Origin of the sequence: Hydrocarboniphaga daqingensis (genome assembly GCF_900129825.1) — a bacterium.
Taxonomy (GTDB): domain Bacteria; phylum Pseudomonadota; class Gammaproteobacteria; order Nevskiales; family Nevskiaceae; genus Hydrocarboniphaga; species Hydrocarboniphaga daqingensis.
In genome coordinates this window covers 279,274-301,989 of the sequence record NZ_FQWZ01000006.1, presented here as the reverse complement: position 1 = coordinate 301,989, position 22,716 = coordinate 279,274, and the positions used below count along the sequence as shown (strand labels likewise).

24 protein-coding genes are annotated in these 22,716 nt (G+C 67.9%); 9 read left to right on the top strand and 15 right to left on the bottom strand.

The window, feature by feature from the left end; all coding sequences use genetic code 11:
- From BUB09_RS17235 to arfB, 3 genes are all read left to right on the top strand, one after another.
- On the top strand, window positions 1–804 hold an 804-nt coding region (locus BUB09_RS17235; RefSeq protein ID WP_281249929.1), incomplete at its 5' end, for a Calx-beta domain-containing protein.
- Between the two features lie 95 nt (window positions 805–899).
- Entirely contained in the window at window positions 900–1,679 is a 780-nt protein-coding gene (locus tag BUB09_RS13530) for a glutathione S-transferase N-terminal domain-containing protein (protein ID WP_072898252.1), read from the top strand.
- A gap of 7 nt (window positions 1,680–1,686) precedes the next feature.
- Window positions 1,687–2,109 carry an alternative ribosome rescue aminoacyl-tRNA hydrolase ArfB gene (gene arfB / locus BUB09_RS13525; RefSeq protein ID WP_072898251.1) on the top strand — a complete coding sequence of 141 codons (423 nt, stop codon included), beginning with the start codon at window positions 1,687–1,689 and terminating at the stop codon, window positions 2,107–2,109.
- 25 nt (window positions 2,110–2,134) lie between these two features.
- Here arfB and BUB09_RS13520 read toward each other — a convergent pair whose 3' ends face one another.
- From BUB09_RS13520 to BUB09_RS13500, 5 genes are all read right to left on the bottom strand, one after another.
- Window positions 2,135–3,100, bottom strand: coding sequence for a hypothetical protein (locus tag BUB09_RS13520; protein ID WP_072898250.1), 966 nt, complete (start codon window positions 3,098–3,100; stop codon window positions 2,135–2,137).
- 102 nt (window positions 3,101–3,202) lie between these two features.
- Window positions 3,203–4,006: a DODA-type extradiol aromatic ring-opening family dioxygenase gene (locus BUB09_RS13515; protein ID WP_072898249.1), complete on the bottom strand. Its 804-nt coding sequence runs from the start codon at window positions 4,004–4,006 to the stop codon at window positions 3,203–3,205.
- A complete protein-coding gene (locus tag BUB09_RS13510) occupies window positions 4,003–4,881 on the bottom strand; it encodes an alpha/beta fold hydrolase (protein ID WP_072898248.1) in 879 nt (292 codons plus the stop codon). Before BUB09_RS13510 ends, BUB09_RS13515 begins: the two co-directional genes overlap by 4 nt.
- A 70-nt stretch (window positions 4,882–4,951) precedes the next feature.
- A complete protein-coding gene (locus BUB09_RS13505; RefSeq protein ID WP_072898247.1) occupies window positions 4,952–5,854 on the bottom strand; it encodes a DMT family transporter in 903 nt (300 codons plus the stop codon).
- Window positions 5,855–7,126: 1,272 nt separating this feature from the next.
- Window positions 7,127–7,399 carry a hypothetical protein gene (locus BUB09_RS13500; RefSeq protein WP_072898246.1) on the bottom strand — a complete coding sequence of 91 codons (273 nt, stop codon included), beginning with the start codon at window positions 7,397–7,399 and terminating at the stop codon, window positions 7,127–7,129.
- A 241-nt stretch (window positions 7,400–7,640) separates the two neighbouring features.
- Between BUB09_RS13500 and BUB09_RS13495 the strand changes: the two genes are divergently transcribed.
- The 4 genes from BUB09_RS13495 to BUB09_RS13480 are packed head-to-tail and all read left to right on the top strand — an operon-like array spanning window position 7,641 to window position 10,526.
- Entirely contained in the window at window positions 7,641–8,501 is an 861-nt protein-coding gene (locus BUB09_RS13495) for a uroporphyrinogen-III synthase (protein WP_072898342.1), read from the top strand.
- 27 nt (window positions 8,502–8,528) lie between these two features.
- Window positions 8,529–9,185, top strand: a complete 657-nt coding sequence (locus BUB09_RS13490) for a glutathione S-transferase family protein (protein ID WP_072898245.1) — start codon at window positions 8,529–8,531, stop codon at window positions 9,183–9,185.
- Window positions 9,186–9,225: 40 nt separating this feature from the next.
- A complete protein-coding gene (locus BUB09_RS13485; RefSeq protein ID WP_072898244.1) occupies window positions 9,226–9,588 on the top strand; it encodes a DUF1304 domain-containing protein in 363 nt (120 codons plus the stop codon).
- Window positions 9,585–10,526 (top strand): MBL fold metallo-hydrolase, encoded by a 942-nt coding sequence (locus tag BUB09_RS13480; protein WP_084083428.1) that lies wholly within the window; start codon window positions 9,585–9,587, stop codon window positions 10,524–10,526. Before BUB09_RS13485 ends, BUB09_RS13480 begins: the two co-directional genes overlap by 4 nt.
- Window positions 10,527–10,546: 20 nt before the next feature.
- Here the strand turns inward: BUB09_RS13480 and alkB are convergent, their stop codons facing one another.
- Window positions 10,547–11,191 carry a DNA oxidative demethylase AlkB gene (gene alkB / locus BUB09_RS13475; protein WP_072898243.1) on the bottom strand — a complete coding sequence of 215 codons (645 nt, stop codon included), beginning with the start codon at window positions 11,189–11,191 and terminating at the stop codon, window positions 10,547–10,549.
- A 53-nt stretch (window positions 11,192–11,244) separates the two neighbouring features.
- Window positions 11,245–11,385 carry a hypothetical protein gene (locus BUB09_RS17230; protein WP_175550203.1) on the bottom strand — a complete coding sequence of 47 codons (141 nt, stop codon included), beginning with the start codon at window positions 11,383–11,385 and terminating at the stop codon, window positions 11,245–11,247.
- A gap of 121 nt (window positions 11,386–11,506) precedes the next feature.
- Here BUB09_RS17230 and BUB09_RS13465 point away from each other — a divergent pair, with 121 nt between their 5' ends.
- Entirely contained in the window at window positions 11,507–12,925 is a 1,419-nt protein-coding gene (locus BUB09_RS13465; protein WP_072898241.1) for a dihydrolipoyl dehydrogenase, read from the top strand.
- Between the two features lie 115 nt (window positions 12,926–13,040).
- Entirely contained in the window at window positions 13,041–13,484 is a 444-nt protein-coding gene (locus tag BUB09_RS13460; RefSeq protein WP_072898240.1) for a PA2169 family four-helix-bundle protein, read from the top strand.
- Between the two features lie 71 nt (window positions 13,485–13,555).
- Here BUB09_RS13460 and BUB09_RS13455 read toward each other — a convergent pair whose 3' ends face one another.
- The 8 genes from BUB09_RS13455 to BUB09_RS13420 all read right to left on the bottom strand — a co-directional run bounded on the left by BUB09_RS13455 (window position 13,556) and on the right by BUB09_RS13420 (window position 22,636).
- Entirely contained in the window at window positions 13,556–13,840 is a 285-nt protein-coding gene (locus BUB09_RS13455) for a hypothetical protein (protein ID WP_072898239.1), read from the bottom strand.
- A gap of 81 nt (window positions 13,841–13,921) precedes the next feature.
- Window positions 13,922–14,473 (bottom strand): YaeQ family protein, encoded by a 552-nt coding sequence (locus BUB09_RS13450; RefSeq protein WP_072898238.1) that lies wholly within the window; start codon window positions 14,471–14,473, stop codon window positions 13,922–13,924.
- Window positions 14,473–16,119, bottom strand: a complete 1,647-nt coding sequence (locus BUB09_RS13445) for an ABC-F family ATP-binding cassette domain-containing protein (protein WP_072898237.1) — start codon at window positions 16,117–16,119, stop codon at window positions 14,473–14,475. The genes BUB09_RS13450 and BUB09_RS13445 overlap by 1 nt, the downstream gene beginning before the upstream one ends.
- Before the next feature lie 88 nt (window positions 16,120–16,207).
- Complete coding sequence (locus tag BUB09_RS13440; RefSeq protein ID WP_084083427.1) at window positions 16,208–17,950, bottom strand: M28 family metallopeptidase; 1,743 nt, start codon at window positions 17,948–17,950, stop codon at window positions 16,208–16,210.
- Window positions 17,947–18,594, bottom strand: a complete 648-nt coding sequence (fsa, locus tag BUB09_RS13435) for a fructose-6-phosphate aldolase (protein ID WP_072898236.1) — start codon at window positions 18,592–18,594, stop codon at window positions 17,947–17,949. Before fsa ends, BUB09_RS13440 begins: the two co-directional genes overlap by 4 nt.
- A gap of 10 nt (window positions 18,595–18,604) precedes the next feature.
- Window positions 18,605–20,716 carry an alpha/beta hydrolase family protein gene (locus BUB09_RS13430; protein ID WP_072898235.1) on the bottom strand — a complete coding sequence of 704 codons (2,112 nt, stop codon included), beginning with the start codon at window positions 20,714–20,716 and terminating at the stop codon, window positions 18,605–18,607.
- 112 nt (window positions 20,717–20,828) lie between these two features.
- Window positions 20,829–22,262, bottom strand: a complete 1,434-nt coding sequence (locus BUB09_RS13425; protein ID WP_072898234.1) for a TolC family outer membrane protein — start codon at window positions 22,260–22,262, stop codon at window positions 20,829–20,831.
- A gap of 62 nt (window positions 22,263–22,324) precedes the next feature.
- On the bottom strand, window positions 22,325–22,636 hold the full coding sequence (locus tag BUB09_RS13420) for a rhodanese-like domain-containing protein (RefSeq protein WP_072898233.1): 312 nt from the start codon (window positions 22,634–22,636) through the stop codon (window positions 22,325–22,327).
- Window positions 22,637–22,716 lie beyond the last annotated feature (80 nt).

Genomic DNA, 22,716 nt, shown 5'->3' with positions numbered 1-22,716 from the left:
GACACGCTCGCGGAATCCACCGAAACGCTGCAGCTGCGCTTGAGTGCAGCCACCGGCGCGACGCTCGGCGCGTCCAGCATCGCGACCGTGTCGATCACCGACGACGACACGGTCAGTTCAGCCGGCGCGTTGTCGTTCACCAGTACCGCGCTGTCGGCGTCCGAAAGCGTCGGCAACGCGGTGGTCACCGTGCGCCGCAGCGGCGGCAGCTTAGGCGCCGTGTCGGTGGCCTACGCCAGCGCCAACGGCACGGCGATGGCCGCCAGCGACTATGCGGCCGCCAGCGGCACGCTGAACTGGGCCGACGGCGATGCAGCCAATCAAACCTTCTCGGTGCCGATCAGCAACGACGCCACCGCCGAGGCCAACGAAACGATCACGTTGAGCTTGAGCAGCCCTGGTGGTGGTGCGACGCTGGGCTCCGCCAAGACGGCGACGCTGACGATCGCCGACGATGACGGCTCGCCGGGCAGCATCGCGCTGTCGTCGGCCAGCTACGCCATCACCGAGGGCACGGGCGCGATCACGATCACGCTGCAACGCACGGGCGGCAGCACCGGCGCCGCGTCGATCAACTACGTCACCGCCAATGGCACGGCCACGGCCGGCAATGACTACGCGGCCAAGAGCGGAACCGTGACCTGGGCCAACGGCGATGCCGCCAACAAGAGCTTTACGATTTCGGTGTCCAACGACACGCTCACGGAACCGGCCGAGACCTTCCAGGTGCGTCTCAGCGCACCGGTCACCGCTGCATTGGGTGCAACCAGCACGGCCACGGTGACGATCAACGACAACGATTGATCGCGTGGCGGCGCTGGGGCCGCTGTGTCTGATGCTGCGGCGTACCGAGCGCTCGCGGTAGGCTTGCAGGCCTTGCCATCGCCAGCAGCCCCGCCATGCCCGACACCCGGATCGACGCGCTGATCAACGTCTTCAGCGGCACGCTGCGCTTGTGGCGCGGCGCGATGGTCTACCAACAGACGCCGCCGCCCCCGCAGCTGTTGAAGCTGTACGACATCGAAGCCTGTCCTTACTGCCGGCTGGTGCGCGAGGTGCTCAGCGAACTCGACCTGGACGCGGTGATCCTGCCGTGCCCGAAGAACGGCACGCGCTATCGCAACGAGGCGATCCGCGTCGGCGGCAAAGCGCAGTTTCCGCTGCTGGTCGACGACAACACCGGCCGCGTGATCTACGAATCCGGCGACATCGTCGACTACTTGTACGCGCAGTACGGCCGTGGCCGCCGTCGCCGCTGGCGGATGCTGCATCCGCTGGCGGTGATCAGCTCGCAAGCGGCATCGCTGCTGATGCTGCGGCTGGGCGGGATGACCGGCTTGCGTGCGCGGCCGTCGCGCGCGCCGCAGACGCTGCTGGAGCTGTACAGCTTCGAAGCCAGCCCGTTCTCCAAGCCGGTGCGCGCTCGTTTGTGCGAGCTGGAGCTTGCTTACCGTTTGCGCAGCACGGCCAAGGCGCATTGGCGCGACATCGGGCCGCCGAGCTTTCGCGATCAGCTGTTCAAGGGCGAGAAGGGGACGTCGCGCAACCGCCGCTGGTTGGCCGAGCACACGGGGCAAGTGCAGGTGCCGTATCTAATCGACGCCAATACCGGCACGGCGATGTACGAGTCCGCTGCAATCCTGCGTTACCTCGACCGCACCTACGCCGTCTCGGCCTGAGTCCCGGATGACGCTGACGATCACCGACCGCCTGAGTCTGCCGCTGAGCGAAATCGAGCTCAGCTCGACGCGCTCGCAGGGCAATGGCGGGCAGAACGTCAACAAGACCGAATCCGCGGTGCAGTTGCGCTTCGACATTCACGCATCGTCCTTGCCCGACGAGGTCAAGCAGCGGCTGGCCAGTCGCCGCGATCAGCGCATCACGCAGGACGGCGTCGTCGTGATCAAGGCTCAGCAGTTCCGGCGCCAGGAGCAGAATCGCGATGCGGCGATCGAACGGCTGCGCGTGATGATCGCCGCCGCCGCCGATATTCCGCGCCCACGCAAGGCAACGCGGCCCACAGCCAGCTCGCAGCGCCGACGCGTTGCCGACAAGCAGCACACCGGCCGCATCAAGGCGCTGCGCACCACGCGCAACGCCGACGATTAGTCCGACGGCGACGCGCGTCTGCGCGTCAAGGACGCAGACGGGCCAGCGGCGCCGGCAGGTTTTCGCTGGTGATGTACAGCGTCGCGGCGTCGGTGCGGGCAAACGTGCCGGCTTCGATCTGCGAATACGGCGGCAACGCAAACGCGCGCGGCGCCCGCTGCATCGCGCTGATCCAATCCTCGTCGGCCTGTCGCTGATACCAGTAGCCGTTTAGCGGCGTACCGACGTAGGCCATTGTTCCGGCGTCGTCGAAATCCATCGCCGTGGTCCAGTTGAATGCGTCGACGTTGCCGCTGAAATCGGCCGGTGCGCGCGGAATCTCGATCGGGCCCAGCGCTTCCATGATGCCGGGCAGTGCGATCGGCAGCGGCAACAGCGAGTCCAGCGGGAAGCGGTACAGCATCGGCTGCGCATCGCGCTTCGACAGCACGTAGGCCATGTGGTCGCGGCCGTCGACAGCCAAGGATTCGGCGTCGCGCGGGCCGTCCGGATACGCCTGCGTGTAGATCCGGTCGACGGTGACGCTCAGCGATTGCACGGCGTCGCCAATCGTCACTTCCGGCTCGACGATCCGGTAGAACGTCGTCACCGGTCGAAACGCGCTGTTGTCGCCCATGTCGCCGATCAGCAGATAGGCCACGCCATCATGCGTGTAGCTGGCCAGGTCTTCCCAGTCGAGATTCGCCAGCGCGCCCCGGACGTCGAGCGTCACGACGTGCCGGCCCTCGGTGGTGATGCCGTACAGCGACGTGGCGCCGCCGCTGTCGTTGAGCGTCCACAGCAAGTCATCGCGGCGCTGCGACCGTGCCAGTCCGCTGCTTTCGTTGATCAGATCGGTATCGATCGTGTACTCGGTCAGCGTCGGGATTCCCGGCGGTGGCGGTTCGACCGGGCTGTCGGTGTCGCCATTGGACGAGCTGCCGCAAGCGGCCAGCCACATCAGGCTGGCGGTGATCGTGTGCCGCAGCGCGGGGCGTAGAAACGAGAGCATCGATCGCAACCGTCAGTGACCCAAAAGGCCGCACAAATTAGCGGCCGACGATGACGCTGCGATGATGCCGTGCGCGCGGCAGGGGCCTGCCCTGCGGCGCGCTCAGCCGAAGCGGAAGCCCGACGTGGCGATGTTCCAGACGCGGTCGGTGTAAACGCAGGTGCCCGCGCTGTCGCCGGCGGCACCGGCTGCGACCATCAGCGGCAGCAGATGTTCTTCGCGCGGATGCGCGGCGCGCGCGCTCGGTGCGTCTTCCCATCGGCGCAACGCCGCCGCGCGCTGCGCCGGCGCCGTCGCAGTGATCGTCGTCTGGAGCCAGCCGTCGAACTCGGCGGCCGCGCGTTCGCCGGCGCCGCCGTAGCCGCGCATGTTGTGATAGCTGTAGCCGCTGCCGACGATCAGCACGCCCTCATCGCGCAGCCCGGCCAGTGCGGCACCGGCCGCCAGATGTTCGGCCGCGTCCAGGCCGCGACGCAGCGACAGCTGCACCACTGGAATGTCGGCGTCGGGGAACATCAGCATCAGCGGAACGAATACGCCGTGGTCCCAGCCGCGTGCGTCGTCTCGCTGCGACGGCAAGCCAGCGGCGCGCAAGCGTTCGACGATTTGCTGCGCCAAGGTCGGCGCGCCCGGTGCCGGGTATTGCAGTTGATAGGTGTGCGGCGGAAAGCCGTGGTAGTCGTAGATCAGCGACGGCTGCGCGGCGCCGGTCACGCTGAAGTCGTCGGCTTCCCAGTGCGCCGACACGACGATGATCGCGGTCGGCCGCGCACTGATCTCGCCGCCGATGCCGCGCAGCCAGTTGCCGAGCGAGGTCCAGGTGTCGGGCGGATTCCAGTCCATGAAAAAGCACGGCCCGCCGCCATGCGAGACGAAGTAGACCGGCATCCGCGTCGTGGTCGTCATCGCGCTGCGGCTACGTCGGGCGGCAGCGCGTGCAGAAAGTCGAGCACGCTGCGGTTGAAGGCATCGTTGCGATCGCCGGCCACCATGTGTCCGGCGCCGCTGACATCGGCCACCTGCAGCTGCGGCAGCAGCGCGCGGAATTCATCGACGCCGGCCTGCCCGACGATGTCGCTTTCCAGGCCGCGCACGAGCAATGTCGGTACGTGCACACCGCGGCAGGCGTCGACCATGTGCCGCGCCATTTCGGGCGGCTCGGCGCGCCGCACCGAGGCGATGAAGCGCGGGTCCCAGTGCCAGTACAAGCGGCCGTCGTCGCGACGGCGCAGGTTCTTCATCAAGCCGCTTGGATCACGTGGCCGTTTGCGTGTCGGGTAGTACGCGGCGACCGCATCGGCCGCTTCTTCGACGGTGGCAAAGCCTTGCGGATTCGCTTCCATGAATTGGCGGATCTTGCGCGAGCCTTCGGCTTCCAAGCGCGGCACGACGTCGACCATCACCAGCGCGCGTGCCACGACCTGCTGTCGGTTGCCGATCAAGTACAGCGCCGTGGCGCCGCCCATCGACGCGCCGACCAGCACCGGCGGTCGCGGCAGCGTCGCGATCACCGCTTCTAGATCGGCCGCCAGCGATGCGAACGTGTAATCGGCGTCGGCGGCCCAGTCGCTGTCGCCATGGCCGCGTGCGTCCAGGCTGATCACGTAGAAGCCGCGCGTTATCAGCTCGACCATCGCGCGCCGCCACGAATGCCGCGTCTGCCCACCGCCGTGCAGCAGGATCACCGGCTGTGCTGACGCATCGCCGCCGACATCGCCGCACAGGCTCAGCCCCGCGCCAGCGAATCGCTGCGTGCGGATGCGAGGGTCGGCATCGGTCATCGGGCGAGTCTCGGGGAGGGCATCGCGCATTGTACGGCGCCGGGCGAGGCGGCTCGTTCGACGCTGCGCCTCAACGCGGTTGCGGCACGGTGTTCGGACGCAAGCCGAGCCACACGCCACACGCCGCCAGCGCAAAGCCGAGCGCGTCGTGCCCGTCGAAACGCGCGTGCAGCACCAGCGCGGCCAGTACCGCCGTCGTCGGCGGCACCAGATAGAACAAGCTGGCGACGCGGCCCGACGCACCGCGCGCCAGCAGCACCAGATACAGCAGCAGCCCGATGCAGGAATTGACGAGAATCGCCCAGGCCAATCCGGCGATCGCGATCGTCGAGGCGTGGAATTCGAAACCGTCGATCGAAATCGCCAGTGGCAGCATCACGATCATCGCCGCGAGCAACTGCATCAGCAGCGACAGCACGGGGTCGATGCCGACGACGAAGCGCTTTTGATACAGCGTGCCGCCCGACAGCGAGGCCAGCGCCAGCACCAGCAGGCCGTAGGCGGGTAGGTTGCCGGGTTCGCGCAGCGCCGGCGCAACCACCAGCGTCACGCCAGCCAGTCCGATCAGCAGCCCGGCCAGCGCGCGGCGCTGCAAGGGCTCGCCGAGCAGCAGCATCGCGCCCAGCGCCGTCGTCAGCGGCATCAGCCCGGTGATCAAGCCGGCGGCCGCGGCCGGCACGCCAGCACGCATGCCGGTGTAGGTGAAGCCGAAGAAACCCGCTTGCAGCAGCGCGCCGGCGATCGCCGCGTGGATCAGCAGGCTCGTCGGCGGTCGCTGGGGCCTGCGCCAGGCAATGAACAGTCCGATCAGCAGCGCCGAGCCAAAGAAGCGCAAGCAGGCCAGCGTGAAGGGCCCCATGCCGTGCATCGCGGCCGGTGCGGCGATGTAGCCGGTACTCCAGATCAGCACGAATAACAGGCCAGCGGCGGTATCGGTGCGGGCTGCGGCAGCAGCGGGCGAAGAGGTGTTCATCGTGGCACCTTACAAACAAATGCCGGCGAGCTGATACCGGCGAGGCGGTGCCGATTAACCGGTGACGAAGCAGCGGCGGGGTAGGGACTCGCCGCGATGAAGCCAGCTCGAATCGGAGAGGCCCTCACCCCTGCCGGCTTGGCCCCCTCGCTGCGCTCTCCCCGGGGGGAGAGGGGTTTTAGGAAGCGCCTCGCGCCTCCCGCGAGCCCCAACTCCCAACATCCCCTCTCCCCCCGGGAGAGGGTGGCGCGTAGCGCCGGGTGAGGGAGTTTGAGGATCGAGCTTGGCGTGAGTCTCAGAGGCCCTCACCCCTTCCCCTCTCCCGGGGGGAGAGGGGTTTTAGGAAGCGCGACGCCCGCCCAGGAACTCCAACCCCCAACATCCCCCCTCCCCCCGGGAGAGGGTGGCGCGTAGCGCCGGGTGAGGGAGTTTGAGGATCGAGCTTGGCGTGAGTCTCAGAGGCCCTCACCCCATCCCCTCTCCCGGGGGGAGAGGGGTTTTAGGAAGCGCGACGCCCGCCCAGGAACTCCAACCCACAACATCCCCTCTCCCTCCGGGAGGGGGTGGCGCGTAGCGCCGGGTGAGGGAGTTTGAGGATCGAACTTGGCGTGAGTCTCAGAGGCCCTCACCCCATCCCCTCTCCCGGGGGGAGAGGGGTTTTAGAAGCGCCTCGTGCCCGTCCACGAATCCCAACCCCCAACATCCCCTCTCCCTCCGGGAGAGGGTGGCGCGTAGCGCCGGGTGAGGGAGTTTGAGGATCGGGCTTGGTGTGGGTCTCAGAGGCCCTCACCCCTTCCCCTCTCCCGGGGGGAGAGGGGTTTTAGAAGCACCTCGTGCCCGTCCACGAACCCCAACCCCCAACATCCCCTCTCCCCCCGGGAGAGGGTGGCGCTTAGCGCCGGGTGAGGGAGTTTGAGGATCGAGCTTGGCCTGAGTCTCAGAGGCCCTCACCCCTTCCCCTCTCCCGGGGGGAGAGGGGTGTTAGGAAGCGCGACGCCCGCCCAGGAGCTCCAACCCCCAACATCCCCTCTCCCTCCGGGAGAGGGTGGCGTGCAGCGCCGGGTGAGGGAGTTTGAGGATCGAGCTTGGGGTGAGTCTCAGAGGCCCTCACCCCTGCCCCTCTCCCGAGGGGAGAGGGGTTTTAGAAGCGCGCCTCGCTCTACCCGCGAACCCCAACCCCCAACATCCCCTCTCCCCCCGGGAGAGGGTGGCGCGTAGCGCCGGGTGAGGGACTTGCAGCAGGTGAGCAAGGCCGGCCCGAGTCGACAATCCTTACCGCTGTTCCTCTTTCGGGGTCAGAGGGCGCGTGTCGGCGGGCTGCGGCAGCAGCGGGCGGATCTGGTCGTCGATGTGCTCGCGCAAGTCGTGGCCCAGTTCGCGCAGCGCGGCATTGCCTTGTGCGGCGATCCACTGGCCGACGCCGGCCGCGATGTTGCGGCTGCCGATGCCGTCGCTGGCCTGGGCCGCCCCGCTGCTGCCGAGCAGCGCGATGCCGATGGCGAGCGGGCGGATGCGGCGGGCGAGGGTCGAGGTGTTGGCGGTCATGGTCGTGGCTCCTGTGGTCTGCCGGATCGGTATTGCCAGTGCCGTGCCACGCTGCGTCAATCTCGCAACACGCTGAAAGTACGAAAGAAAAGACAGGCACTGCGAGTGGACGCGAGTGTCCGCGGACACTGTGCCGTCGAACGCCTGTCCGCTGCGGGTGACCGCGGACGCGGGCGTCGCGCTGCCGCGCTGGCTGCCAATTGCTTACGCTGGCGGCCACTTGTTGACCTGCGCCCGCCGAATGCCCGCTCCTGGTCCTGCCGATCCATCCGATGTCCGCCGCGAGCCCGACTTGAGCGGTGCGTGCATCGCCGTGCCCGAGACCCGCGAGCTGGACGTGTTCAGCGCACTGCTCGAACGCCGCGGCGCCCAGGTGCTGCGTTGCCCGCTGATCGCGATCCGCGATGCGCCCGATCCGGGCCCTGTGCTCGATTGGCTACAAGGCTTCGCCGACGGCGCTTGCGACGATCTGGTGCTGCTGACCGGCGAAGGCCTGCGCCGGCTGCTGGCCTGCGCGCAGCGCCACGACGCTGCACTGCATGCCGGCGTCGTCGCGCGCTTGGCGCAGGTGCGCAAGATCGCGCGCGGCCCCAAGCCGGGCCGTGCGCTGCGCGAGATCGGCTTGCGCAGCGACATCGAAGCCGCCGCGCCGACCACGGCCGGCGTGATCCAGACGCTGGCCACGCTCGATCTGCGCGGCCGCCGCGTCGGCGTGCAGCTGTACGGCAGCGAACCGAACTGGCCGCTGCGCGACGCGCTGCAGCAGGCCGGCGCCGTGGTCTTGCCGGTATCGCCTTACGTGTATGCCGACGCATCCGACGTCGATGCCGTCGTCGCGCTGATCGACGCGATGGACGACGGCCGCGTCCAGGCGATCGCGTTCACCAGCATGGCCCAGGTCGAGCGGCTGTATCGTGTCGCGGCCGACGGCGCGCGCGAGGCAACACTGACGCGCGGGCTGGCGCGCAGCATCGTCGCCGCGGTCGGCCCGGTGGTCGCTGACGCGCTGGCGGCACGGGGTGTGGCGGTGCACGCGATGCCCGCCGATGATTACTTCATGAAGCCGTTGATGCGCGCGCTCGGCGCCGCATTGCCGCGCTGAGCCGTCTGTCTGCAACGGAGTGCCCTGATGACCGCCGATACCGATACGCCCCGCCTGCGCTTTTTCCACGCGCCGAACACGCGCTCCAGCGGCGTGCTCGCGCTGCTCGAAGAACTCGGCGCCGTCGCCGGACGCGACTACGAACGGTGCGTGATCGACTTCAAGCGCGGCGAGCAGCGCGCGCCGGCATTCATGGCGATCAACCCGATGGGCAAGGTGCCGGCGCTGGTCGACGGTACGGCCTTGATCACCGAACAGCCCGCGATCTACCAGTACCTGGCCGAACGCTTTCCGCAGGCCGGTCTTGCGCCGCCGGTCGGTGATCCGCAGCGAGGGCCGTTCCTGCGCTGGCTGGCGTATTACGGGTCGAGCTTCGAGCCGGCGATCATCGACAAGGCGCTCAAGCGCGACGCGCCGCCGCCCTCGATGTGCCCCTGGGGCGACGATCAGACGATGCAGGACACCTACGTCGCCGCGCTGCAGCGCGGCCCGTACTTTCTCGGCGAGCGCTACAGCGCGGTCGACGTGCTGTGGGGTTCGGCGCTGACCTGGATGCTCGGCTTCAAGCTGGTGCCCGAGCTGCCGGTGATCGTCGACTATGTGGCGCGCTGCAATGCGCGTCCGGCCGTGCAGCGTGCCAAGGCGCTCGACGCGAGCCTGGCCGCCGAACTCGACGCGCGCTGACGCGCGGCGTCCCGCCCCATCGGCTGTTCCCGGAGACGACATGTCGCTGATCGCGGATGTACTGGTGGCGCTGGTAGCGCTACTGCACACCTATTTTCTGGTGCTCGAAATGTTCCTGTGGGACAAGCCGGCCGGCCGCCGTGCGTTCGGCCTCAAGCCGGACTTCGCGGTGGCGACCAAGGCGCTGGCCGCCAATCAGGGCTTGTACAACGGCTTTCTGGTGGCCGGCCTGATCTGGGGCTTGCTGCTTGGGCCGGTCGCCGGCTTGCCGATCAAAGTGTTCTTTCTGGTTTGCGTGATCGTCGCCGGGGCGTTTGGCGCACTGACGGTCAGCCGCAAGATTCTGTTCGTGCAGGCGCTGCCGGCGGCCATCGCACTGGGTCTGGTCCTGGGGGCCGCATGAAAAAGTTCGTGCTGTGGACGTTGCTGCTGATCGTGCTGGCCGGTTCGGCCGCGTTGACGTCGAGCTTCATGCCCAAGGCCTTGCCGGTGGCCGCGCTGGCCGATGCGAGCCTGCCCGCCGCGACGCCGCCGCCGGGCATGAGCTTGAGCGCGCTGCCGACCGGCAGCATGGAATCGAGCGCCGGCTTCGCCTACCGCGGCGGTGATTTTCTCGACCGGCGCGACTTCTCGATGACCGCCGTGCTGGTGCGTCATCCCAAGGGCGATTTGCTGTTCGACACCGGCTTCGGCCGCGATGCGGCCGCGCACCGCGACACGATGCCGCTGCTGATGCGCAGCATGAGCAAGACGCAGTTCGGCACACCGGTGGGCCAGCAGCTGACAGCCGCCGGCTACGACCCGAAGCAGCTGGCCGGCGTGGTGCTGACACATGCGCATTGGGATCACGTCAGCGGCTTGCAGGACTTGCCGGGCGTGCCGGTCTGGGTCGATGCGCCGGAACATGCGTTCATCGACAGCGGCCGGCCAATGGCGGCGCTGGCGCACCAGCTCGGGCCGCTGCCGTTGCGCGACTACGCGTTCGGCAACGGCCCCTATCTGGGGTTTGCTGCCAGCTACGACGTCTGGGGCGATGGCAGCGTCGTGCTGGTGCCGGCGCCGGGTCATACGCCGGGGTCGATCGTCGCGTTCATCACGCTGCCCTCCGGCACGCGCTACGCGCTGCTCGGTGATCTGGTCTGGCAGGTGGAAGGCATCCACGTGCCGACCGAACGCCCGTGGCTGCTGCGCCAAATGCTCGACGAGGACACGGCGCAGGTGCGCACGGCCATCGGCCAGATCGCCGCTGTGCATCAGCGGTTCCCGGATCTGCAGTTGTTGCCGGCGCACGATGCGCGCGCGTTCGCCGCGCTGCCGGTGTTCCCGAACACCGCACAGTAGCGACGGCGCGGGCGCGTCGCTCAACGCGCTTTTCGGAACGTCAGATTCCAGCGCAGGCGGCCGGTGGCGGCGTGATGGCCATCGGCCAGCGGCGCGACGCCGTGATACGCCAGTCGCGACGCACCACCCCAGACGACGACATCGCCGTGCGCCAGGCGCAGCCGGCGTGGTTTGTCGCTGCGCGCCAGCCCGCCCCACAGGAACGTCGCCGGCAAGCCCAGCGATATCGACACGATCGGCGCGCTCAGGTCGCCTTCGTCATGATCGCGGTGCAGCGACATGCGCGCGCCCGGCTCGTAGCGGTTGATCAGGCAGGCATCGGGCGCAAAACCGTCGTAGCCCGATTCGGCGGCCGCCGCGCGAGCGACGCGCAGCATCGGTTCGGGCATCGGCGGCCACGGCTGGCCTGACAGCGGATCGCAGCGCTCATAGCGGTAACCGCGTGCATCGCTGACCCAGCCGAGCGCACCGCAGTTGCTCATCGCCACCGACATCCGTTTGCCGCCGGGCACCAGCAGGTGGCGCGGTGGCGCCGCGCGACACACGTCGGCGATCGCGGTCAGCAGGGCGTCGGCGTCGTCGATGGCGGCGGCGCGCAGCACGCAAGCGCCGTCCGACAAGGCCTCGCGACCGCGAGCGGCCAGCGAGTCGAGCAGGTCACTCATCGGTCGGTGTGATCACTTTCAGCCAGGTATGCGCGACCGCGTGCGGTGACCACCTAGGTCTGGCCCCAGCCGCGCATCAGCCGTTGCGCGCGCTCCAGGCGTGCCAGCACGGCCTCGGGTACGTCGTCGCATCGTTCGTCGGCCGCGATGCGCGCAAGCCACAGCCGGTCGTCGTCGCTGTCGGTGTCGTCCATGAGCGGGATCCGTTGCGCAGGATCTCGATCATCGCATGCGATGCCGGCCTCGACGTTCAGGCGCAGCCAAGCTCGACCTGCCGACACTGCGTCCACGCCCTGATCGGGCCACGAGACCACGATGAAAATGCTCAGCTGCGACGTCGCCGTGATCGGCGCTGGAACGGCCGGACTCGCCGCCAGCGCGGCGGCCGCCGCCGACGGCGCGCAAGTCCTGTTGATCGAAGGCGGTGAGCCGGGCACCACCTGCGCGCGCAGCGGCTGCATGCCGTCCAAGCTGCTGATCGCCGCCGCGACCGCGGCCCACTGCGCCGGCACCTCGAGCGTGTTCGGTATCCAGACCGCACCGCTGCGGATCGACGGACGCGCGGTGATGACGCGCGTCCGCGCCGAGCGCGACCGCTTCGTCCGCAGCGTGCTGCAGAGCTACCAGCGGATTCCCGAATCGCAGCGGCTGGTCGGCACCGCGCAGTTCATTGCGCCCGGCCGTCTGCAGGTCGGCGACGGCGTGCAGGTGACGGCCAAGGCCATCGTCATCGCCACGGGTGCGTATTCGGCGGTGCCCGCAATGTTCGATGCCGTTGCCGACTGCGTGCTGACGCACGAGACCTTGTTCGAGCGCGTGATGCTGCCGGGTTCGGTTGCCGTGGTCGGGGCCGGTCCGCTCGGTCTGGAGCTGGGCCAAGCGTTGCATCGCCTCGGTGTGAGGACGGCGATCTTCGATCGCGGCGACCGCATCGGCGGTTTGATCAGCGATGACCTCAACGCCAGCGCGGCGCGCATCTACGCCGCCAGCCTCAATCTGCGGCTCGGTGTCGAACTGCAGGCCGAGCCGCTGGCCGCCGGCCTGCGCCTGCACTGGCAAGGCCCTCAGCAACGAGGATCGGCCGACTTCGAACACCTGCTGATCGCCGCCGGGCGCCGGCCCAAGTTGCAGCCGCTGGCCTTGCACAACGCCGGTATCGCACTGGATGCGCACGGGGTGCCGGTTTACGACCGCGCCACGCTGCGCTGCGGCGACAGCGCCGTGTTCATCGCCGGCGACTGCAACCATGACCGTCCGTTGCTGCACGAAGCCGCTGACGAAGGCACGATTGCCGGCCGCAACGCCGCGGCCTGCCCCAGCGGTGTACAGGCCCATCCGCGGCGGGTGCCGCTGGCGATCACGTTCAGTGATCCGCAGATCGCGATCGTCGGCGACGTCGTGACGCCCGGTCATGTTGCCGGTCGCGTCGACTTTGCCGACCAGGGCAGGGCGCGCGTGATGAACGCGAACCGTGGCGGGCTCAAGCTCTATGGCGATCCTGCCGACGGCCGCCTGGCCGGCGCCGAGATGGTCGGCCCCGCCGCCGAGCATCTGGGTCACTTGCTGGCCTGGGCCGTGCAGCAGCGGCAGAGCGTGCGCAGCCTGCTCGACATGCCGTTCTATCACCCGACGCTGGAAGAAGGCGTGCGCACCGCGCTGCGCGATCTGTGCGCGCAGATGCCGCCGAGCATTTCGTCGGGCTACGTACAGCGCGTCTTCGGCGCTGGTGGTTGACGGCGCTTGCACAGCCGCGCGGTCGCTGAAACTCGACCGCATCGTGCGGTCGAAACACACGCAGGGCCGCCGCATGCGGTGCTGCGTTCGATTCACCCACTAGGAGCGATATCTCATGGATGACACCGTCAAGATTCTCAACGGTCTGATCGAAACCAGCGAAGACGGCCTGAAAGGTTTTCAGGAAGCGGCCGACAAGGCCAAGGCGCCGCAGCTCAAGCAGTTGTTCGCCGATCGCGCGCAAGCCTGCAATCAGAGCGTGCGCGAACTGCAGGCGCTAGTGACCTCGCTCGGCGGCAAGCCGGAACAGTCCGGTACCATTGCCGGTGCAGCGCATCGCGGCTGGGTCAAGGTCAAGGTGGCGGTCGGCGACGACAACATCGCCGTGCTCGAAGAAGTCGAGCGCGGCGAAGACCACGCCAAGGCGCATTACGGCAAGGCCTTGAAGGCCGAGCTGCCGCCGCAGGTGCGCAGCGTCGTCGAGCGGCAGTACCAGGGCGTGCTGACCAACCACGATCGCATCCGCGATCTGCGCAACCAGTACCGCGCTGCCGCTTGATCTCGCGGTATGAGTACGCCACGGCGGCGGTGAGACTGCCGCCGTGGTTCAGCGCATCGCCGGCCTGCCGGCTACGGTATCCAGTTCCAGATATCCGGCTGCGATTCGAGCCAGTCGTGAGCGGCTTTCTTGCTCGCATGATCGGCTTCGATGATCTCGAAGATCGCACCGTTGGCGCTGCTGGCGCCGTCGCTGACGATGGCAAAGCCCAGGGGCTGCGCTTGGTCCTTCAAGAACTGCAGATACGCGGCGATGTTCGCGTCGTAGACCGCCGGCGCGTCGCGGTCGCTGGCTTCGATCTGCAGCGCGCGCTGGCGATGGTTGTCGAGATGGATGCGAATCGTGGCTAGCTTCATCGGGGCGTCCTTGTCCGGTGCTGAAACTTGGTGTTGCGTTTGTGACGCTGCGCTGCGCGCTTGGTTCCGCTGCGCGTCGTCTTAGCCGGCCGTCGTATCCTGCAGGCTGACGCAGTCCAGCGTCACCGTGCGCTCGCCATCGCCGAGCCAGATCTGGCCTTCCTGGATCGATGCGTTCAGCGTCATCGTGCGCGCGGCCAGTGCGGCGATCGGCACGTCGCCGCCGACCACGTTCAAGCGGCGCACGCGCAGGTTGCGCGCACGCTCGAGCTTGCCGGCTGCAGCGGCCCACCACGTGGCGGCACTGCCGCCGTAGTTGTAGACGGTGACCGCGCGTGCGCGGCCGCAAGCGCGAATCAGGTTGCGGTCGTCGGGCTGACCCAGCTCGATCCACTCTTCGATCAAGCCGGTCAGATCGTGCCGCCACAGATCGGGTTCATCGGGGTCGGACAAACCCTTGCCGAACTTCAGCGCCTCGTCGGCATGCAGCGCGAAGGCGACCAGCCGCAGCATCATCCGCTCGTCGGTTTCCGACGGATGCCGCGCCAGCGTCAGCGCGTAGTCGGCGTAGTGGCCGCGCTCGATATCGGCGACCGCCAACTGCGCTTTGTAGATCGTCGCCTTGAGTGCCATCAGCCGGCGGCAGCCGCTGCTGCAGCGGCTGCGGCTTTCTTCGACACTTTCTTGCCGCCGTTCAAGTCGCGCGTGTTCAGCCACTTGGCGTAGTCGTCCAAGTCGCCGTCGAAATTGACGCAGCGACCATCGGCCACCAGCCACAGCGTGTCGCAGGTGCTGGTCAGCAGATGGCGGTCGTGCGACACGACGATGACCGCGCCCTGGAAGCCGATCAGTGCCGTCTCCAGCGCGTGGCGCATATCCAGATCCAAGTGGTTGGTCGGTTCGTCGAGCAGCAGCAGGTTCGGGTTCTGGTAGACGACCATCGCCAGCGCCAGCCGCGCTTTTTCGCCGCCGGAGAACGGGCCGACCGGCTCGTAGACGCGGTCGCCCTTGAAGTTGAAGCCGCCGAGGAAGCCGCGCAGCTCCTGTTCGCTGACCTTGGGGTCGATGCGGCGGAAGTGCAGGATCGGCGAAGCGTCAGCGTCCAGCGTTTCGGTGGTGTGCTGCGCGAAGTAGCCAACGCGCAGATGACCGTCGCGCATCAAGTCGCCCGCCAGCGGTGGGATCGCACCGGCGATGGTCTGCACCAGCGTCGATTTGCCGGCGCCGTTCTGGCCGAGCAGGCCGATGCGCTCGCCCGGTGCAACCAGCACGCGCAGCTTTTCGAGAATCACCTTGTCGCCGTGATCCGTCTGGTAGCCGGCCGACACGTCGTCGAAGCGCACCAGCGGTGACGGCAAGCGATCCGGCTCGGGAAACTCGAAGCTGAATTCGCTATCGGCGTGCACGGCCGACACCAGCTCCATCCGTTCCAGCGCCTTGATCCGGCTCTGTGCCTGCGAGGCCTTGGCGGCCGAGGCGCGGAAGCGGTTGATGAACTTCTGCAGATGCGCGACCTGCTTCTGCTGCTTGGCGTAGGCGCCGGCCTGCAGCGTCAGCCGCTCGGCGCGCTGGCGCTCGAACGAGCTGTAGTTGCCGGTGTACAGCGTCGCCTTCTGGCTCTCCAGATGCAGCGTATGCGTGGTCACCGCGTCGAGGAACTCGCGATCGTGCGAAATCACCATCAGCAGGCCCGGATACGACGCCAGCCAGCCTTGCAGCCAGATCACCGCGTCGAGGTCGAGATGGTTGGTCGGCTCGTCGAGCAGCAGCACGTCGGAGCGGCACATCAGCGCGCGTGCCAGGTTCAAACGCATGCGCCAGCCGCCGGAGAAGTCCGCGACCGGCCGCTGCTGCGCTTCCTGGCTGAAGCTCAAGCCGTGCAGCAGCGCCGCCGCGCGGGCCCGCGCCGCATAGCCGCCGATCATGCCGAGCCGCTCGTGGATCGCGCAGATCGCGTCGATGTCTTCCTTGGCTTCGGCCACCGCCAGCCGCCGCTCGAGGTCGCGCAGCTCGACGTCGCCGTCGAGTGCGAACTCGATCGCCAGGTCCGGCAGCGCCGGGGTTTCCTGGGCCGCAGTGGCCACGGCGACGTTCTTCAGCGACGACATCTCGCCCTTGTCGGGCGCCAGCTGGCCGAGAATCGCGGCAAACAACGTCGACTTGCCGGTGCCATTGCGGCCGATCAGGCCGACGTGCCAGCCGTGGTGGATCGAGAACGAAGCGTCTTCGAGGAGGGCGCGCGGGCCACGGCGCAGCGTGAGGCGGGAGGCAGAGATCATTCGCCAGTTTAGCGGGCGGCGGCCCGCTTGGCTTACTTCTTTGTCAGTTTACCGGCCGCGCGGATCGGCCCGCGCGGCCGCCCGGCGCTCAGCGCGCCAGCATTGCGTCGCGGCGCGCCTTGAATTCCGAGCCCGGCTTCCAGGTCGGCAGCGTGTCGCGGTCGGCAACCATCACGCCGGTTTCAAACAGCAGCCGCAGGTCGTCGACGGCGCCGCTCAAGTCCCAGTCCGGTTTCACTTCGTCGGACAGCTTGTGATAGTCGTCGGCGGTGTAGGCCGAGCGCTTCGATTCGCCGTAGCCGGCCGGCTTGCCGATCACGTCGACGCCCGCCTTGGTGTACAGCGAGGGCACGCCCTGCTTGGCGAAGTTGAACTGGTCGGATCGGAAGTACGAGCCTTTCTGCGGCTCGGCGTCGTTGATGACAACGCGGCCGTGCGCCTGGACGATCCGCGCGTAGTCGTCTTCCAGCGTGTTCTGGCCGGCGCCGACGATCTGCGTGTCGCGCGTCGCGCCCCAGGAGCCGAGTACGTCCATGTTGAACGTCGCCACGGTCTTGACCAGCGGATACAGCGGGTTTTCGGCGTAGAACTTCGAGCCGAGCAGCCCTTGTTCTTCGGCGGTGACGGCCAGGAACAGCACGCTGCGGCGCGGCGGCGACGGCAGTGCCTTGTAGGCCTGCGCCAGCGCCAGCAGGCCGGCGGTGCCAGTGGCGTTATCCGAAGCCCCGTTGTAGATCTGGTCGCCGGTCAGCGAGGTGTCGCGGCCGAGGTGGTCCCAGTGCGCGGTGTAGATGATCGCCTGGTCCTGCAGCGCCGGGTCGCTGCCCGGCAGCCGCGCGATCACGTTGTGCGACTGCACGGTGCGCACCGTGTTGTCGATCGTGTAGCCGACCTTGGCGCCGGACAGCGGCACCGGCTTGAAGTCGCGGCGCAGCGCCGCGGCCTTCAGCGTGTCGAAGTCCTGGCCGCTGGCCTTGAACAGCTCGCGCGCCTTGTCCAGCGTGATCCACGACTGCACGGCGACGCGGCTCATGTTGCGGTCGGCGGCCGCCAGGCTGAATTGCTCGCCCGACCAGCTGTTCTGCACCACGCCCCAGGGATACGCGGCCGGCTCGGTTTCGTGGACGATGATCGCCGCGGCCGCGCCGAGTTCGGACGCGATTTCGTACTTGTAGGTCCAGCGGCCGTAGTAGGTCATCGCACGGCCCTTGAACATCGTCTCGTCGAGCTGGGACGGGTTGTTCGGGTCGGGAATCGCCGGGTCGTTGATCAGCATGACGATGGTCTTGCCGCGCACGTCGACGCCCTTGTAGTCGTCCCAACCGTATTCGGGTGCCTTGACGCCGTAGCCGACGAACACGAGGTCGGCGTCGTTGACGACCACTTGCGGCACGAAGCGGGTCGTCGCTGCAACGAAGTCGGTGCGCGGCGCGGTGGCGATCGGCTTGCCGTTGACGCTCAGGCGCATCTGCGCCTTGCCGTCGATGCCGACCAGCGGCACGTCCTGCACGTAGCGACCGTCCGGGTTGCCGGGTGCCAGCCCGAGCTTGCGGAACTGCTCGGTCAGATAGGCGACGGTCTTATCTTCGCCTGGCGTGCCGGGCAGGCGGCCTTCGAACGCGTCGCTGGCCAGCACTTGCACATGGCCGAGCAAGGGCCCGGCCTGGATCGCCTGCGCGGCGCGGGCCAATGCGGCGGCGTCGGGCGCCGATGCGCGGCCAGCGGCCGCATCGGTCGCCGGCCGCGTGCCGCAGCCGGACACGGCCAGCAGCAGGCCGATCAGCGCCGCCGTGCGCCGGGAATCAGAACCGCGCAGGCGAGCCGGCCTCATGCGGTCGGTACCTTTTTCCAGTCGCTGAGGAACTGCGCCAGTCCGCTGTCGGTCAGCGGGTGGTTGAACAGCTGCTGGAACACCTTGTACGGCAGCGTGCCGACATGGGCGCCGGCCTTGGCCGAGGCCAGCACGTGCACCGGGTGACGCAGGCTCGCGGCCAGCACCTGCGTGGCAAAGCCGTAGTTGCGGTAGATCTCGCAGATGTCGCGGATCAGGATCATGCCGTCCTGGCCGATGTCGTCGAGCCGGCCCACGAACGGCGAGATGTACGTGGCGCCGGCCTTGGCCGCTAGCAGCGCCTGCATCGCCGAAAAGCACAGCGTGACGTTGACCTTGTGGCCTTCGGACGTCAGCAGCTTGGTGGCCTTGAGCCCTTCGCGGGTCAGCGGGCATTTGACGACGATGTTCTTGTGGATCGCCGCAAAACGGCGCCCTTCGTCGACCATGCCGGCCGCGTCCAGGCTGATCGTTTCAACGCTGATCGGGCCGTCGACGATGCTGACCAGATCCTCGACGACGGCCGCCAGCGGCCGGCCGGTCTTGGCGATCAGCGTCGGGTTGGTGGTGATGCCGTCGACCAGGCCGGAGGCCGCGGCTTCGCGCAGTTCGCCGGTGTCGGCGGTGTCCAGAAAGAATTTCATCGTATCGGGCTCAGGAATCGCTCTTGGTGGCCGGCGCGGACTTGCCGCCGGGCTTGGGCGCCGCGCCGGGCTTGAGGTGCTGATCGAGCCAGGCCTGCACGTTGTCGTACCACTGGATGCTGTTCTGCGGCTTGAGCACCCAGTGATTTTCGTCGGGGAAATACAGCAGCCGGCTGTCGATGCCGCGGCGCTGCAGCGCCGTGAACGCGGCCAGCCCCTGTTCGACCGGAATCCGGTAGTCGAGCTGGCCGTGGACCACCAGCATCGGTGTCTTCCACTTGGCGACGTGCGCTACCGGGTTGAAGCGCTCGTAGCTGTCGGGCTTGTCGTACGGCGTACCGCCGTGTTCCCACTCGTCGAACCACAGTTCTTCGGTGGCATAGCCCATCGCGCGGGCGTCGAACACGCCGTCGTGATTGACCAGGCACTTGAAGCCATCGGCCCAGTTGCCGGCGATCCAGTTGATCATGAAGCCGCCGTAGCTGGCACCGAGCGCGCAGGCGTTGCTGGCGTCGACGTAGTCGTAGCTGCGCGCGGCGTGCGCCAGGCCCTTCTTCAGATCTTCGAGCGGCTTGCCGCCCCAGTCACCGGAGATCGAATCGGTGAACGCCTGCCCGTAGCCGGTGCTGCCGTGGAAGTCGATCCAGACCACGCTGTAGCCCATGCCGGCAAACACTTCCGGGTTCCAGCGGTAATGGAAGTGGTTGCCCATGCTGCCCTGCGGGCCGCCGTGGATGATGAAGGCCGTCGGGTACTTCTTGCCCGGCTCATAGCCGGCCGGTTTCATCACGTAGCCGTACACGGTGTCGCCGCCGGCGCCGGCAAAGCTGAACTGCTCATACGGGGCCATCTCGATCGTGGCCAGCTTTTCGGCGTTGTGCCGCGTCAGCTGCGTGACCGCGCCGTTCCATGCGATCCGGTACAGATCGTCCGGCGCTGCGAGGTTGTTCTGCAGATACACCAGGCCGTCGGATGACAGCGCAAACGCGCTGACGTCGCCGTCGCTGGTGAGCTTCTTGATCGCGCCGCTGGACAGGTTCAGCGCAAAGATCGGCTTCTGGCCGAGTTCGTCGGCGGTGGCGTACAGCGTGCTGCCATTGGCCGACAGCGCGATCTGCGACGGCGAGCGGTCCCACTTGGGCGCCAGCTCGCGCGTTTTGCCGCTGCGCAAGTCGCGCACCATGATGTGGAAGCGGTCGGCTTCAAAGCCTGGACGCTTCATCGCCAGATACACCAGCGAGCGGCCATTGGGCGTGACCACCGGCTGCGCATCCCAGGCCAGGTTGTCGGCGGTCAGATTGACCGGCTTGCCCTTGCCGTCGACGTCGACCGAATACAGGTCGAAGTTCGTGCTCCAGGCTTCGGTGCGGCCGGCGATCCGCGCCGAGAAGATCAGCGTCTTGCCGTCGGGCGTAAACGTGTAGTCGGCCGCATCGCCGAACGGCTTGGACGGCACGTCGCCGTCGATGCCGCGCGTCAGCAGCTGCGCTTCGCCGATGCCCCCGTCGGGCTTGATCGACGCGACGAACAGCTGCGAGCGCGCGCCGTTGGCCCAGGTGTCCCAGTGACGGACGAACAGCTTGTCGTAGACCACGCCGCTGGCGGCGGGCTTGGCCTGTTCATCGAAGCGCTGCTTGCTGCAGGCCAGCGTGTCGCAGTCGGCGAACACGTCCATCGACACGACGATGCGATCGCCGCGCGGCGACAGCCGATAGCTGCCGACATCCAGCGGCAGCTGCGTCACCGGCTGCGCGTCGCCGTCGATCGGCTGACGCCAGACCTGCGAGCTGCCCGAGCGCGTCGACAAAAAGTAGATCAGCTTGCCGTCGGGCGACCAGCGCGGCGTGTCCGAGCTGCCGGTGGCGCTGGTAGCGAATTTGCGCAGCGTGTTGCTGCGCGTGTCGAGCAGCCAGATGCTGCGCACGCCCTTGTTGGCGTCGAGGTCGGTGGCGCGGACGACGTAGGCGATATAGCGGCCGTCAGGCGAGGACTGCGGGTCGCTGAGGCGTTCGAGCGACACCAGGTCGCGGATCGTCAGAGGTTTGCGCTCGACGGCAGCGTGTCCGCTAACGGGGGCAACAGCGGCAGCGGCGAACAGCGCCGCGATCAGCACACGGATCATGAGGGCGGGTCCCGAACGAAAGGGTCATGGTAAGGGCTTTACCCGACCTTGGCACCCGCGTTCAGCGTGTACTGCCTGGCGCCGCCCGCAGCGTCGCGGGCGGCGCCGTCGTTCAGGCGCCGACCAGCAGCTTGTCGATCTCGGCCAGATCGTCCGGCGTCAGCCGGCCCGAGGCGCTCTTCAGCGTCAGGATTGCGATCAGGTAGTCGTAGCGGGCGCGGGCGTAGTCGCGCTGGGCGCTGTACAGCAGGCTCTGCGCGTTGAGCACGTCGACGGTGGTGCGCGTGCCGACTTCCAGCCCGGTTTCGCTGGCCTGCAACGCGGTCTGGTTCGACACCACGGCCTGCTTGAGTGCGCGGACGCGGGCGCTGCCGGACTGCACGGCCAGATAGGCATCGCGGGTGCGGCGCGACACGCTGCGCTGGCTGCCTTCCAGCTCGGCCTCGCGCTGCTGCTCGATGCTCTTGGCCTGGCTGGTCCGCGAGTTCACCAGGAAGCCGTTGAAGATCGGCACGTTGACCTGCACGCCGACGCTGTTGCTGACGTTGTCCTGCTGGAATCCGCCGATCACCGACGAGCGCGGATCACTGACGGTGTCGGTGTCGGAGTACTGGCCGACCAAGCCTACGGTCGGATAGTGCCCGGCGCGGGCGATCGACACATCGCGGCCCGCCAGCGTCGCGTTGATCCGCGCGATCGCCAGGTCGAAGTTGTTGTCACGCGCGGTGTCGAGCCAGGCGTTGACGTCGGCCGGCATCGGGCCCGGCAGCGGAATCTCGTCCTGCAGCGGCACCAGACGCGCGTCGCGCTTGCCGGTGATCTCCAGCAGCGCCTCGCGCGCAGCGGCCAGCCGCTGTTCGGCCGCGATCTCGTTGGCCAGCACCAGGTCGTAGCTGGCCTGTGCTTCCTGCACGTCCGTGACCGCCGACAGACCCACTTCGAAGCGCTTCTTGGCCTGTTCGAGCTGGCGCTCCAGCGAGGCCTTCTGCGCACCGGTGAAGCGCAGGTCGTCGTTGGCGGCGAGGTAGTCGAAGTAGGCGCGCGACGCGCGCAGCATCAGGTCCTGCTCGGCGCTGCGGAAGCGCGCCTGGGCCAGCGCCAGCTGGTCGGCCGACTGCGAATACCGCAGGAACGCGGCCCAGTCGAAGATCGGCTGGTTCAGGCTCACCGTCAGGCTGCGGTCGGTGTCGTCGGTGTCGAAGTCGCGGCCGATCGGAAACGGCACGATTTCGGTCAACGGGTTGCCGTCGGCGTCGACGTCGGGCACGCCGTCACCGTTGGCGTCGATCAGCTGCTCGATGCCGGACACCTGGCTCTGCGAGCCTTCGGAGCGGCCGCGGCTATAGCGATAGTTGCCCGAGATCAGCGGCAGCAGTGCAGCGCGTGCCTGCGGCCTGGCCTCCAGCGCCGCGTCGCGCGCGTAGCCGGCCGCCGCCAGCTGCGTGTCGTTGGCCAGTGCCAGTTGGTAGACGTTGAGCAGTTCGTTGGCCGAGGCCAGTGACGGCGCAAGGCCGAGCACCGCAGCAGCGATCAATGACAAACGCATCGGTAAATCCCCCAAGACTCGAAAAGTAGAAGCAGCCCCCACGGGCGCTCGGCCACGTCGCTCTAGTAGCGCGGTACGGCCGGGTCGAATTCCAGTGACCAGGCGTCGATGCCACCCTCCAGATGCGAGACATCGACGAAACCGCTGCGTTCCAGGAAGCGCGCCGCCCGCTCACTGCGGACGCCGTGATGGCATAGGACGGCGATCGGCGCCGCAGGGTTTAACTCGCCGATGCGATCGGGCAAATCATTCAGCGGGATGTTGACCGCGCCGGGCAGGGCGGCGATCTCCAGTTCCTCGGGCAGGCGCACGTCGAGCAGCGTGGCGCCGGAGTCGACCAGGGCTTTGAAGTCAGCAGAAGCGAGCGTGCGCATGAGACAGTAAGAGGTGCGGATTCGATCAAGCAGTATTGCATCACCCCGGGTCGGCCCGCAGCCAAAATCAATTTCACTCG

Coding starts and splice junctions, on each gene's coding strand:
- BUB09_RS13530 (WP_072898252.1), top strand. CDS start 900: ATGCCCGACACCCGGATCGACGCGCTGATCAACGTCTTCAGCGGCACG.
- arfB (WP_072898251.1), top strand. CDS start 1,687: ATGACGCTGACGATCACCGACCGCCTGAGTCTGCCGCTGAGCGAAATC.
- BUB09_RS13520 (WP_072898250.1), bottom strand. CDS start 3,100: ATGCTCTCGTTTCTACGCCCCGCGCTGCGGCACACGATCACCGCCAGC.
- BUB09_RS13515 (WP_072898249.1), bottom strand. CDS start 4,006: ATGACGACCACGACGCGGATGCCGGTCTACTTCGTCTCGCATGGCGGC.
- BUB09_RS13510 (WP_072898248.1), bottom strand. CDS start 4,881: ATGACCGATGCCGACCCTCGCATCCGCACGCAGCGATTCGCTGGCGCG.
- BUB09_RS13505 (WP_072898247.1), bottom strand. CDS start 5,854: ATGAACACCTCTTCGCCCGCTGCTGCCGCAGCCCGCACCGATACCGCC.
- BUB09_RS13500 (WP_072898246.1), bottom strand. CDS start 7,399: ATGACCGCCAACACCTCGACCCTCGCCCGCCGCATCCGCCCGCTCGCC.
- BUB09_RS13495 (WP_072898342.1), top strand. CDS start 7,641: ATGCCCGCTCCTGGTCCTGCCGATCCATCCGATGTCCGCCGCGAGCCC.
- BUB09_RS13490 (WP_072898245.1), top strand. CDS start 8,529: ATGACCGCCGATACCGATACGCCCCGCCTGCGCTTTTTCCACGCGCCG.
- BUB09_RS13485 (WP_072898244.1), top strand. CDS start 9,226: ATGTCGCTGATCGCGGATGTACTGGTGGCGCTGGTAGCGCTACTGCAC.
- BUB09_RS13480 (WP_084083428.1), top strand. CDS start 9,585: ATGAAAAAGTTCGTGCTGTGGACGTTGCTGCTGATCGTGCTGGCCGGT.
- alkB (WP_072898243.1), bottom strand. CDS start 11,191: ATGAGTGACCTGCTCGACTCGCTGGCCGCTCGCGGTCGCGAGGCCTTG.
- BUB09_RS17230 (WP_175550203.1), bottom strand. CDS start 11,385: ATGGACGACACCGACAGCGACGACGACCGGCTGTGGCTTGCGCGCATC.
- BUB09_RS13465 (WP_072898241.1), top strand. CDS start 11,507: ATGAAAATGCTCAGCTGCGACGTCGCCGTGATCGGCGCTGGAACGGCC.
- BUB09_RS13460 (WP_072898240.1), top strand. CDS start 13,041: ATGGATGACACCGTCAAGATTCTCAACGGTCTGATCGAAACCAGCGAA.
- BUB09_RS13455 (WP_072898239.1), bottom strand. CDS start 13,840: ATGAAGCTAGCCACGATTCGCATCCATCTCGACAACCATCGCCAGCGC.
- BUB09_RS13450 (WP_072898238.1), bottom strand. CDS start 14,473: ATGGCACTCAAGGCGACGATCTACAAAGCGCAGTTGGCGGTCGCCGAT.
- BUB09_RS13445 (WP_072898237.1), bottom strand. CDS start 16,119: ATGATCTCTGCCTCCCGCCTCACGCTGCGCCGTGGCCCGCGCGCCCTC.
- BUB09_RS13440 (WP_084083427.1), bottom strand. CDS start 17,950: ATGAGGCCGGCTCGCCTGCGCGGTTCTGATTCCCGGCGCACGGCGGCG.
- fsa (WP_072898236.1), bottom strand. CDS start 18,594: ATGAAATTCTTTCTGGACACCGCCGACACCGGCGAACTGCGCGAAGCC.
- BUB09_RS13430 (WP_072898235.1), bottom strand. CDS start 20,716: ATGATCCGTGTGCTGATCGCGGCGCTGTTCGCCGCTGCCGCTGTTGCC.
- BUB09_RS13425 (WP_072898234.1), bottom strand. CDS start 22,262: ATGCGTTTGTCATTGATCGCTGCTGCGGTGCTCGGCCTTGCGCCGTCA.
- BUB09_RS13420 (WP_072898233.1), bottom strand. CDS start 22,636: ATGCGCACGCTCGCTTCTGCTGACTTCAAAGCCCTGGTCGACTCCGGC.